Here is an 11,977-nt window from a genome sequence, read left to right on the forward strand (position 1 = left end):
TGAACGGACTTAGAATCCAAAATTCAGGAGCCGGAATAGTTGGAACACCTGACCCGGAAATGATACCAGACCGCCAACGGTGCCGACTACTCGTAAAAAGGGATTGAGGGTATCCGCAATCTGAGCCGGGGCAGAACGATTCACCACAATCGTATCGTTATTCCGCAGGGGCGGGTTGGTTTGGTCGTTGAGCGGTTGATTAAAATCAACGGCGATGGTTTGTCGAGAAACAGTGCCATTGGGATTGAGACGAATCAGTTCGACTCGGTTGCGTCTTGCCTGGGCGTTGAAACCGCCTGCGGCTAATAACCCTTGAAGCAGGGGGGTATTGGGGGCAACTTCAACCGCACCGGGGCGCATAGCTTCGCCTACGACATTGATTGTAATTTTTTCGGGAGAAAAGCTGGTGGAGGCGAGTTCTGTGGCTTCATCGGGGGCGAGATCGGTTGCTGTGGCTACGACAATAGTATCGCCATTCTGAAGCGGTATGTCTTGGCGAATGTCTCCTTCTTGCAGGAGTTTCCAAAAGTCAATTTCAATCGTTTGCGCCTGGCCCGATTTTGTGGGGCGGCGGACTTGGATATTGCGGATATCGGCAGTTGGGGTAATGCCTCCGGCCACTTGAATGGCTCGCGTTAGGGAGGCGACATTGTTCGCCGTGCTTGTTTCTAGGGTATAGGGGCCCTGACGACGCACTTCGCCGACAACGGCAACGTTAATGGAGCGGGGGGTCCGATCGGCAAAGCTGGCATTGCTCAGTTGAGCGGCTTCGTCGAGGTTGACTTGCGTAGAGGTGGGGATAAATAGACTATCGCCATCGCGCAGGGCTAAGTCTTGGGTAATATCGCCAGCCCGAAGCAGTTGCCACAGATCGACGGTTAAAATTTGATCGGCTTGCGTCGGATTTCCGGAAGCATCGCGGGGGATATCGAGTCGGGGGCGGCGAATTTGGATTTGGCGCAGGTCTGCGGCTTGCGTGATCCCTCCGGCTTGTTCAATAATGCGGGTGACTGTGGGGAGACCAACTTCTCCGGTGGTGGCTAGGGTGAAGGTGTAGGTTCCGGGGCGGTTAATTTCGCCGGCGATCGCAATTCGGATCGGGCGAATTTGGGTCAAGCTTAAGGTAATCAGGGGACGGCGCAAAAATCGAGCCATGCGAGCGCTAATTTGTTCTTGGGCTTGTTGGAGCGTTAAGCCTTGAACGGGGATGCTGCCGCCTAGGGGGAGGTTTAAGCTGCCATCCGATAAAATCAGAAACTCGCCGCTATATTCGGGAACGTTAAAAATATCGACTCGAACGCGATCGCCAGGTCCTAAGCGATAGGTAGTATCCAGTTGTAGGGGAGTTGCGGGTAAAGGGGCGGCTTCTGGTAATGCTGGAAGTTGCGCCCGCGCCATTGGCTTAAACGCGATCTCTCCAACCAGTACCGTGAAAACCACTCCGCTAGCTATCCCGATGTTCTTGATCCGCTTGTTCACCTTCAGCCTCTCTGTCTGTGTTGTTGAAGACCCATTTCAATTCCCATCGCATCTTAGCGTTTTCTTTTTGAGCGTGGGAGCGGGTAAAGTGGCATCGACGACTGTAACATTTGCGCTTAAGTTCCCACACCCGTTCTTAACAAGATCGCGAAAAGAAGATTGCGATCTTTTGGCAAATCTGTTCTCTTGAGTGAGAGTGGAGTTAGTTGCGATCGATCTTGAGAGGAGTTATTGAGTGTCACCACAATTTTGGAACCCTTGGGCGAAGCGTTCGGAACCCCAACGTCAGTCATCTTCTGTCACCTCGTCTTCGCTGCTCTCGCCGAGTTGGGTGATTCCGGGTCAATTAGCGGTTGGGCGTTTACCGCGCGTGGGGGAAGGAGAAAGACTCGCCGACCAAAAAATTCAAGTGATTCTTTCCCTATGTGCTGAGGTTGAAGGTACCCTCCCGGAGGAGATTGTGCAAAACTTTCGCTGCTTGCGCTACTGCTTGCCCGATAGTCATTATGCAACGCCGATGCAGGTGGAGGATCTAGCGACAGTTGTCGATCTGGTGCATCAAACGGTAGAACAACAAACGCCCCTGTATATCCATTGTTTAGCGGGGATGGAGCGATCGCCAACAGCGTGCATCGCCTACCTCTGTCGCTATCAGAGTCTAGAGTTGTGGGAAGCGATGAATTGGCTCAAACAAGTCCATCCTCGAACCTTACCCACCGAAGCCCAACTGCGAGTCATTCGGCAATATTTAGCGCTCAAACGAGATTAGATTCCCCAACGCCAAGCCGGAGTTTTAACCGGGGCATCCCACAGTTGTATCATCTCTTCATCTAACTTGAGCAGTGTAATCGAGCAACCCTGCATTTCCAACGAGGTTATATAAGGTCCAATTAACTGACGCACAATTTGAATCTGACGCTGTTGGCAAATTTTAGCCAGTTGGCGATAAATAATATACAACTCCGAAAGCGGCGTTCCTCCCATACTATTGACAAACGCTAAAACTGAATCGCCCGCCCGAAAAGGAGGATTGGTCAGTTCTTGCTCGATCCAGTCGCCCGCATCTAGACTCCACTCCCGGAGCGTCCGAGTATAAGGGGGATCTTCTAAGATCGATTCTGCTAGCCTTTGGGCAATGTCATCCGCAGATTGCAGGGTGAGGCGTTGGCGTCCCGGTTCGCCGTGAATGCCAATTCCCATTTCAATTTCGCGATCGCCTAATTCAAAGGTTGGACTCCCCTTAGCGGGAACGGTACAAGAGGTGAGGGCCATTCCCATACTGCGGCCGTTTAAGTTAACCTTGCGGCACAGATCGGCAAGAGCTTGGAGAGAATATCCCTGTTCGGCGGCAGCGCCACAGATTTTTTCAGCCAGTACCGTTGTGCCTACGCCTCGGCGTCCTTGGGTATAAAGGGAGTCTTTGACGGCAACGTCATCATCAATCAAAATATTGAGGGTGGGAATCCCTTCGGCATTGGCGAGTTCTGCCGCCATCTCAAAATTCATCACATCGCCGGAATAATTTTTGACGATATTCAGCACCCCTGCGCCGCCGTGGACGGCTTTGGCAGCTTCTAAGACTTGATCGGGGGTTGGGGAGGTAAAGACCTCTCCAGGGCAAGCAGCATCGAGCATTCCGAGTCCCACAAAACCGCCGTGTAGGGGTTCGTGTCCGCTACCGCCTCCGGAGATGAGGGCGACTTTACCGGAAATGGGGGCATCGGCACGATAGATAAAGTGGGGTTGATAATGAACTTTGATCAGATCTGCATGGGCGATCGCCATTCCCTCTAAACTTTCGCGAACAACGGCGTTCGGGTCATTAATCAGTTTTTTCATCAATTTTCTTCCCGTTCGATCGAGACAGTAACGGCCGCTACCGCCACCAGCATGTCATCATTTTTATCGTTTAATTCTGGGATAGCGCGTCCTTGAACCACCATCCCGCCTTTTTCAAGGGTTAAGCTTTTTTGACCAAACGGGAGAACGGCGAGAACTTCGGCTTCTCGGACTTGTTCGGGATAGGGAACGGCAACTTGAACCTCTACAATCATTTGATTGGGATGGTTTAAGCCAGCGACTTCCCAAACTCCCGGTAGGCGTTATGGGCGATCGCATTGCGGACAGCACGTTGGGCGGCTACAGTGGGGTCTTGCCCGTGTTGATCGATGCCCATTCCCATTTCGATAATTAAACGTTGGCGAGTCATAGCGGAAGAGAAAAGCGACTGGCTACATATTCTCGCACGGCGGCCCCAGAGTCTAAATTTAAGACCGCAGAGGCGATCGCCCCGGCTTCATCTCCATCAATCTGAGCAATAAGCTGTTTTAACTGGGGGATAACGGAAACGGGGAGACTAAACTCATCCACCCCCAAACCGATCAGAATGGGGATGGCTTCCCGATAGGCAGCTAACTCGCCACAGACGCAGACGGGAATGCCAGCGCGATGAGCATTAGTAACGGTTTGTTGAATATTTCTGAGGATCGCTGGCGCAAAGGCATCGGCGAGGTGAGCGACTTGGGCGTTATTGCGATCGCTCGCCATAACATACTGGGTGAGATCGTTGGTACCAATGCTAAAAAAGTTAGCCACCCCCGCCAACCGATCGGAGAGATTGACCGCCGCAGGCACTTCAATCATAATCCCAATTTCTAGCTGGCGATGAAAGCCTACATTCGCCTGTTGGAGTTCGAGTTGAGCTTGGCTGAGGATTTCTTGTACGGCTTGGACTTCGGCGATCGCGCTCACCATTGGTAAGATCGCCTTAATGGCGTACTGGTGGCTTACCCGTAAAATAGCTTTCAGTTGGGTTTTGAGTAACTCTGGTCGGTCTAACAAAACGCGAATGCCCCGATAGCCTAAAAAAGGATTGGCTTCCGACGGTAATTTGAGATAAGGGAGTGGTTTATCTCCCCCAATATCTAACAGGCGAATGAATAGCGGTTCGGGGGCAACGGCTGCGGCAATTTCTTGATAGATTGTGACTTGTTCGGCTTCGGTGGGTAGCGTTGTGCGGTCTAAAAATAAAAATTCGCTGCGTAATAAACCCACGCCTTCTGCTCCCGACCCTTTAACGGCTTGGGCATCGGCTAGGGTATTAATATTGGCCATGAGTTTAACCCGATGTCCGTCGCGAGTCGCGGTGGGGGTAGAAAGGGCGACTGCGGGTTGAGTGGTTCGGGTTTGACGTTGCTGTTTTTGTTCGAGTTGTCGGAGTTCGGCGGGTGGGGGTTCTATCCACAGTTCCCCGGTATCGCCATTCATCGCCAGCAACGTACCGGGTTGCTGGCGGAGGAGTTGAGAGGACAGTCCGACAATGGCAGGCAAACCGAGCGATCGCGCTAAGATGCCGCTATGGGAGGTGGCGCTTCCCGATACGGTACAAATTCCCTTCACCTTGGTGAGATCGAGTTGGGCGGTTTGGGAGGGGGTGAGATCGTTGGCAACGAGGATGGCGGGTTCGGGGAGTTCGATGCGACTGGCGATGGTGCCAGCCAGCAGGCGCAGCACCCGTTCTCCCACATCAGCGACATCAATGGCTCGCGCTTGCAGATCGCGATCGCCCAAAGCTTGATAGCGAGCAACGGTGCGATCGATCGTATTTTTCCAAGCGGCGGCGGCGGTGAAGTGCTGTTCAAAGATCGGGGTTTGGACTTCTGCTAGCAGTTCCGGATCGCTGAGGTAGAGCGAATGAGCAGTAAAAATGGCTGCTTGCTGTTCTCCAGTTTTGCCAAAGGTTTGATGTTGCAGGGTTTGCAGTTCTTTTTTGGCGGTTTCGATCGCGAGTTGTAATTCGTCCCACTCAATCTCTGGATAATCGCTATGGTGGTGCTGGACGATGCTGGTGGCGCTTTGGTAGAGGTAGAGTGGCGCGATCGCAATGCCGCTAGAGGCGGGGATGCCGACTAGTTTGTTGTTTTCGATGGCGGGAGTGGCGGCTAAAGCTGGGGGAGGTGCTTCTAAGTCGGTTTCGCCAAAGTGATTTTCCACCAGTTCTTGCAAGCAGGCTAGAGCAGCAGTGGCATCGCTTCCGGTGGCGGCGATCGCAATTTCGTCGCCTTGGCGCGTCCCTAACATCATCACCTGATTGATACTTTTGGCATTGATCGCTGAAGTTTGGCGCGTCAGGTTGCGGAGGGTAATCTGCGATTGAAATTGGGCCGCATTCAGCACCAATTGAGCCGCAGGACGGGCGTGCAATCCCATTGGTAGCCCGATTGTCAGGTGAATTTCGCGGCTCTCTGGGGGCGGCGTAGCGGTCGCTGGATGGAGATTAGCCACCGTTCCTTCAAAGGACAGATGGGTTTGTTTGGCATGGAGTCCTTGGTAGGCTTCTTGATACACTTGGTCGAGATTGCCTCCCGTCGCTGCCTTGACTGCGGCGGCGATCGCGCCTTCTACGAGGGGTGCGCCGCACAGTTTCACCCGGCTGCGCTGCTCTGGCGGGAGAAATTCTAAAGCCATTTCTGCGCTTAAAACAGCACTCCCCAAGTCCATTAACACCAGTACCCCATCCTCGCAGTCTAACGCCTCAATCGCCTGTTGAATTTGGAGCGGATCGGTACCTAACGGTCGCTGCGGATCGTCCATTCCGGCGGCGATCGCGATCGGCACAGTTCCCTGGATCATTTGACTGACTAGCTCTTGAATGCCTTGGGCTAACTTCCGACTGTGAGAAACGATAAGAATTCCAACCATTGCACAAAGGGCCAATAGAGTGAAGAGAGGGCTGGTTCAGGTGTTCGATCCAACTTTAACCGGATGAGCGCGATCGCTCTACGCCACACAACACAGCAAATCTTAGGCGCGTTGTCTTACGCCTCAAAGTAGAGTAGTGATTATCCCTAGGGGGAGAGTATAGTCCTTGAACGAGTTGTTACCGTTCAGGTGTAGCTCAAAAAATCGATTATGAATATTCAAGACAATATCTCAGACGCTAAAAACCAACTTCCCGATCTACCCACCACTCCCCCTAAACTCAAACGTCAATCTTCTCCTAACGATCTTAAAGAACGTCTGGATTGGGGCGAACCGGCTTTAACCATTATTGATATTCGCGATCGCGAAGAGTTCCATCAAGGTCGGATCATGGGTGCCATTCACATGCCGATGGACAACCTCGTGGAAATGGCTAAGTCTAACTTAGAATATAGCCGCGATATTTATATTTACGGCGACTCTAACGAGCAAACCGCCCAAGCCGCAAATAGACTCCGCGAAGCCGGTTTCCAAAATGTAGCCGAACTCCAAGGTGGCTTACCCGCCTGGAAAGCCATTGATGGTTCCGCAGAAGGCGTGCGAGAAGCACGGGTTGAACCCGGTTCTACCGCCACCAACCTAGCCGCACGCGCTAAGGACGCAGCTAAAAAGTAGACTAGACTCTCGTTGAAAAAGGCACTCCTGCGGGAGTGCCTTTTTTTGGAGAATTGGGAGTTAGGGTAAGAAGAGGGAATTGGGAGTTAGGAGTTGGGGAGATTCAAGGTAAAGTGGCTATTGCTCTAGATACAGACTGAGAACTCAGCACTTCCTTTCCACTCAGTACGCTGCTACACATCAAGAAGATCGCAACAGCACTCTTTCCCCCCACCCTCTTCTCTACTCAGAACTCGGAACTCGGAACTTACTCAGCACACCGCTACGCGGAAGCTAAAGCAACAGCACTTTCTACTCAGCACTCAAGTTAGCGTTTGACCAGTTTCTTAGCCAGTTTCCGCAGGCGAATGGACTGGGGAGTAACTTCCACTAACTCATCAGCGCCAATGTATTCTAAAGCCCGTTCTAGACTCATTTCTACAGGTGCTTGCAGTTGAACTAACTCATCGCCACCAGAGGCGCGATGGTTGGTAAGTTGCTTAGTTTTGCAAACATTCAGGTCTAAGTCTTGCGGACGGTTGTGTTCGCCGACAATCATTCCCTTATAGACGCGAGTTCCTGGAGTAATGAAGAATACGCCTCTGTCTTCGCCGTTCTTCATCGCGTAGAATGTCGCTACCCCTTCTTCAAAAGCGATAATGACACCGTTACGACGGGTTTCTACATCGCCACTCAGGGGACGATAGTCTAAGAAACTGTGATTCATGATCCCTTCACCGCGAGTCAGGCGCATGAATTCACCCCGGAAGCCAATTAAGCCGCGTGCGGGAATCACAAATTCTAACTGGGTACGGCCGTTACCACCCATTTGCATATCCTGCATTTCGCCTTTACGCTGTCCGAGGCGTTCGATACAGCCACCAACAGCTTCTTCGGGAACGTCGAGAACGAGATATTCAAAGGGTTCGCAAGGCTGTCCGCTGACTTCGCGGTAGATGACTTGCGGCTGGGAAACTTGGAACTCGTAACCTTCACGGCGCATGGTTTCAATTAAGATACCCAGGTGGAGTTCGCCGCGTCCAGAAACCAGGAATTTATCGGGGGAGTCGGTTTCTTCAATGCGAAGGGCGACGTTTGTTTCTAATTCTCGCATCAGGCGATCGCGCAATTGCCGCGAGGTGACGAAATCTCCTTCTTGTCCCGCAAACGGCGAGTCGTTCACCGAGAAGGTCATTTGTAAGGTGGGTTCGTCTACCTTAATTAAAGGTAAGGCTTGCGGGTTGTTGGGGTCGGTGATGGTTTCGCCAATATTCGCATCTGCAAACCCGGCGACAGCGACGAGGTTCCCGGCGGAAGATTCTTCTAAGTCAATGCGTTTGAGGCCTTCAAATCCCATGAGTTTGGTGATTTTGCCTTTAACGATTTCCCCAGTTTCTTTAATTAAAGCCGCTTGCTGTCCGGCTTTCAGGGTACCGTTGTGAATTCTACCAATGACGATCCGACCGAGATATTCGGAGTAGTCTAGGGTGGTGACTTGCAGTTGCAAGGGTTTGTTGGCGTCGCCAACCGGAGGCGGAACGTGGTGTAAAATCGCCTCAAATAGCGGTTGCATATCGACGCCTTCATCTTCTAAGCCGTCTTTGGCGTATCCCGATAGACCGGAAGCGAATAGGTAGGGGAAGTCACACTGATCTTCATCCGCACCGAGTTCTAAGAATAGGTCTAAGACTTTATCAATTGCACCGTAAGGATCGGCTTGGGGTCGGTCAATTTTATTAACAACGACGATGGGACGCAACCCTTTCTCTAATGCTTTTTTCAGCACGAAGCGGGTTTGAGGCATGGGCCCTTCGTTGGCGTCCACAATCAGGATACAGCCATCGACCATCCCCAAAACGCGTTCGACTTCTCCCCCAAAGTCGGCGTGACCGGGGGTATCGACGATGTTGATCAGGGTATCTTTATACTGAACGGCGGTATTTTTGGAGAGGATGGTAATTCCGCGTTCCCGTTCGAGGGCGTTGGAGTCCATGACGCAATCTGGTACGTCCTCTCCTTCGCGGAAGATGCCAGATTGTTTAAGCAAGGCGTCTACAAGTGTGGTCTTACCATGATCGACGTGGGCAATGATGGCAACGTTGCGAATCGGAAGGGACATAGGATTGGTTTAAGACTCAGAAAGGGCGCGTAATATTTCTTTAACAATCCCAGTTTAGCAGTTTTGCCAAGGGTGCGATCGCGCTCTTCTTGACTCAATCCTAGGGAGAAAAAAATGACCGCATTTTCTCACTATCCGAGGTACGTCAGCGATCTAATCGCTCTCTATGACCATTCTCCAAGAAAGTTGCTCGGTTCAGGGGTATTCTACGATCTCCTTGAACCTGAAGCTAACTTGGAACAGGTTGCACTCCGCCGTCAGCGCGAGTTTGTGGGGGATAAGTTTTATACTCCCAAGGAAAAAGACTGGCTGCGGGGATGGCATCTTCTCTATCGCCGTCCTGAAGGGCAAGCGGGCAATATTGTCAAGGAGTTTGAATCTGTCTATGATATTTGTGAAAAGATTTGGGAAAAGTTCCTCAATCCTTTAGGGCAGAACGATTCCAAAACAGCGCCTCAAGAATTGGCGATCGCCTTTAACGATCCACAGGTCACAGACTTAAGAATTTATCAAATTCATGACCAGGATATCCTCAATGGACGCTTAATCATTAGCCGCCGTTCCAATGGCGAGACAACCACTTTAATTTTTCTCTATGACTAGATAAAACGATAAGCTGTCGATGGGGAAGATTGAGACAAAATCTAGAGAAATCACTTGTTTTTCTCTTAATCTCATATCCAGATCTAATAGCCCAATTTTACCTGTAGTCTTCCCTCATTAACACTGCGTTTCGAGTCTTGAAAAGAACGAGCAATGTTATAATTTCATTGAAAATACTAACTCTATAATTTTATGAGTTCAACAGCTACAGAATACAAGTATATAGAGAGATGAAAACCATATTCCCTATATTTCTGGTACAACCCTAAAAGTTATTGAATTAGTTTCAGACCTTATTTTTTCTGCTTTAAACTTTTTTCAACACTTCTGACCTCAAGCATATATTTATAGTTCTTTTATTTTCCGCTCTAATGCAGTGAGAGTTTCTTGTGCTGATAATCTAAGGTTAGTTTCATCAATATCAAATTCTGGATCGAATAAAGACATATCGCTACAATACGAGTCTACATCACCAAATAGTTTATCTAATATTTTGAATTCTTCTTCTGAGTTAAAAGAAACCTCCTTTTTAAAAAGTTCTAAGAATTTTGACTCAAATTCACTACTACTAATGTGGCGATCCACAAAATCTTTGAGTAGTTGAATATACATACTAAGCATTGCTATATAACTGTCATCTATTTTCATTAACGGGGCAGGAAATTTTCCTGCCCTTGCTGTTATTGTTATCCTCCCCCAATACTTCCAGTATTTAAAATTTGTTTAAGCTGAGTGGAGTTAAGCTTCCATCCGCTTATAAAATTTCCCTTGTCGTCAAGTATTACGTTTAGTTTTGTTTTAACATTACAATAATGAGTTACCGATTTTTTCCTGTATTCTCCTTTAATTGCTGTCGTTGTATTGTTCTTTAAAATGATTTTCTATAGCTTTCTTAAATTCTATTGGTTTTGGTGGATTCCAGTTTCCTTCAATACCAAAATCAATAACGTGTTTAAACTTTTTTGAAGTTGTTGATTTGAGATAATATAAATTAAATAAGAAGTTGCCATTTACTTTTTAAGTAAAGGTTTGCTGTATACTGTACGATCTAAGTTAATACTGGACAGTTTTTAGACTTGTGGGTCGTCGGAATAATCTCCGGTGTCTGCGGCTTTAGCAGTTTAGCCCTTTGTCTATCCAAAGTGTCTTATTCAATTTATGCATTCAAGGTTAACCAACCTATTAGCTCAAGATCAAAGCGTTATTCAGACTTCATGAGCGATTTCAAGAATTAGAGATGCTAACTGTATATCTTTAATCTTTAGTTATTTCCCGATGCAGAAGGGGAAATCGACCCAGGAAATCCCGATGCGATCGCCGATTGGATTTTAGCCAAGAATTTCGGCATCCCGATTTGGATACCATTGGCAGAATTTACCGAACCAACCCTGGTGGATCATTTGCAAGAGAAATGGCTGAAGTTGGCGGGAGTTTAAGGGGCAATAACCTTTCTCCAAGACCTCAAAGAGCATCTATGGTTATTGATGGATGGATTGGATGACAGGGTAGCCCGGATCTAACGGCCCCAGGTATCCCAGTTGTTGATCGGGTAGGTGGGGTAGCACCTCAGAGTTGTCTGTCGGCATCAGGATTTTTTAGGTTACTCTATAAGGTATGATTGGTAAGGTCGCTCTGTTATGAGTGTTGTCATCTCCGATGAAATTCTGCAAGCCTCTCAACTGACCCCAGGCGAGTTTCGCCAGGAAATTGCCCTATATCTATTTCAAACGGGTCGTTTAACGCTTGGTTATGCTAGTCGTTTAGCAGATATGCCACTTAATGCTTTTCGCCAACTCTTAAAGCAGCGTAAAATTGCACTGTATTCCTACGATGTTGAAGATTTTGAGTTGGATTTGAAGAACTTACAAGAGTTGGGGCGATTGTGATTGTTGTTAGCGACACATCAGCAATCACAAATTTGGCGGCAATAGACCACTTAAATCTCCTGCCTCTCTTGTATCGGCAAGTCCTAATTCCAGAGGCAGTATATCGCGAACTTGTAGACATCGATCCACCCGTTCCAGGAAGTATCGAAGTCCAAACAGCTACTTGGTTAGAGGTCAAATTAATTGCGAACCGTGAGATTGTGGAACGCCTTCAAAGCGAGGTGAGATTAGATCCGGGAGAGTCAGAAGCAATTGCGTTAGCTTTGGAAATCGGAGCAGATCTACTGCTAATTGATGAGCGTCGTGGCAGAGTAGAAGCCGATCGCTTGGGAATCAAAATTACTGGGCTACTGGGTATTTTGGTTGAGGCAAAACGGAAAAATCTCATTGTGGCGGTGAAACCTCTGATGGATGCTTTGATTGCCGCCTCAGAGTTTCGAGTGTCTTCAGCTCTGTACAATCAAATTTTGAATATAGTCAACGAAAGTTAGTTGAGGATAAGAGCGATCGCGCAAGAGGAAAGTAGAAAATTTGA

The 11,977-nt window shown here is 49.0% G+C and carries 11 protein-coding genes and 2 pseudogenes; 5 read left to right on the forward strand and 8 right to left on the reverse strand.

Translation table 11 applies throughout. From position 1 onward, the window contains the following. Positions 1-9 precede the first annotated feature (9 nt). A complete protein-coding gene (locus QQ055_RS05940; protein ID WP_284475415.1) occupies positions 10-1,479 on the reverse strand; it encodes a polysaccharide biosynthesis/export family protein in 1,470 nt (489 codons plus the stop codon). 235 nt (positions 1,480-1,714) lie between these two features. On the opposite strand from QQ055_RS05940, the gene QQ055_RS05945 reads away from it, so the two are divergent. After that, positions 1,715-2,248 carry a protein-tyrosine phosphatase family protein gene (locus tag QQ055_RS05945; RefSeq protein WP_284475414.1) on the forward strand — a complete coding sequence of 178 codons (534 nt, stop codon included), beginning with the start codon at positions 1,715-1,717 and terminating at the stop codon, positions 2,246-2,248. On the opposite strand, the gene dhaK is transcribed toward QQ055_RS05945, so the two are convergent. From dhaK to ptsP, 3 genes and pseudogenes are all read right to left on the reverse strand, one after another. Further along, positions 2,245-3,318 (reverse strand): dihydroxyacetone kinase subunit DhaK, encoded by a 1,074-nt coding sequence (dhaK, locus tag QQ055_RS05950; RefSeq protein ID WP_284475413.1) that lies wholly within the window; start codon positions 3,316-3,318, stop codon positions 2,245-2,247. The genes QQ055_RS05945 and dhaK overlap by 4 nt on opposite strands. Continuing rightward, a pseudogene (locus QQ055_RS05955) lies at positions 3,318-3,688 on the reverse strand (Lin0512 family protein). Before QQ055_RS05955 ends, dhaK begins: the two are co-directional and overlap by 1 nt. After that, positions 3,685-6,180, reverse strand: a complete 2,496-nt coding sequence (gene ptsP / locus QQ055_RS05960) for a phosphoenolpyruvate--protein phosphotransferase (RefSeq protein ID WP_284475411.1) — start codon at positions 6,178-6,180, stop codon at positions 3,685-3,687. The pseudogene QQ055_RS05955 and the gene ptsP overlap by 4 nt, the downstream one beginning before the upstream one ends. 210 nt (positions 6,181-6,390) lie before the next feature. On the opposite strand from ptsP, the gene QQ055_RS05965 reads away from it, so the two are divergent. Then, positions 6,391-6,855, forward strand: a complete 465-nt coding sequence (locus tag QQ055_RS05965; RefSeq protein ID WP_432806000.1) for a rhodanese-like domain-containing protein — start codon at positions 6,391-6,393, stop codon at positions 6,853-6,855. Between the two features lie 307 nt (positions 6,856-7,162). On the opposite strand, the gene typA is transcribed toward QQ055_RS05965, so the two are convergent. Next, on the reverse strand, positions 7,163-8,953 hold the full coding sequence (gene typA, locus QQ055_RS05970; protein ID WP_284475410.1) for a translational GTPase TypA: 1,791 nt from the start codon (positions 8,951-8,953) through the stop codon (positions 7,163-7,165). Between the two features lie 114 nt (positions 8,954-9,067). Here typA and QQ055_RS05975 point away from each other — a divergent pair, with 114 nt between their 5' ends. Beyond that, complete coding sequence (locus QQ055_RS05975) at positions 9,068-9,556, forward strand: hypothetical protein (protein ID WP_284475409.1); 489 nt, start codon at positions 9,068-9,070, stop codon at positions 9,554-9,556. Between the two features lie 345 nt (positions 9,557-9,901). On the opposite strand, the gene QQ055_RS05980 is transcribed toward QQ055_RS05975, so the two are convergent. The 3 genes and pseudogenes from QQ055_RS05980 to QQ055_RS10900 all read right to left on the reverse strand — a co-directional run. Then, entirely contained in the window at positions 9,902-10,168 is a 267-nt protein-coding gene (locus QQ055_RS05980; protein ID WP_286004364.1) for a colicin immunity domain-containing protein, read from the reverse strand. 74 nt (positions 10,169-10,242) lie between these two features. Next, positions 10,243-10,434, reverse strand: a complete 192-nt coding sequence (locus QQ055_RS05985; RefSeq protein WP_349775325.1) for a colicin D domain-containing protein — start codon at positions 10,432-10,434, stop codon at positions 10,243-10,245. After that, positions 10,400-10,507, reverse strand: a pseudogene (locus QQ055_RS10900) (hypothetical protein); the annotation flags it as partial. The gene QQ055_RS05985 and the pseudogene QQ055_RS10900, both read right to left, overlap by 35 nt. A gap of 686 nt (positions 10,508-11,193) precedes the next feature. Here QQ055_RS10900 and QQ055_RS05990 point away from each other — a divergent pair. After that, positions 11,194-11,442, forward strand: a complete 249-nt coding sequence (locus tag QQ055_RS05990) for a UPF0175 family protein (RefSeq protein WP_284475407.1) — start codon at positions 11,194-11,196, stop codon at positions 11,440-11,442. Further along, entirely contained in the window at positions 11,439-11,933 is a 495-nt protein-coding gene (locus tag QQ055_RS05995; protein WP_284475406.1) for a PIN domain-containing protein, read from the forward strand. The genes QQ055_RS05990 and QQ055_RS05995 overlap by 4 nt, the downstream gene beginning before the upstream one ends. Positions 11,934-11,977 lie beyond the last annotated feature (44 nt).

This window comes from Geitlerinema calcuttense NRMC-F 0142 (assembly GCF_030285425.1).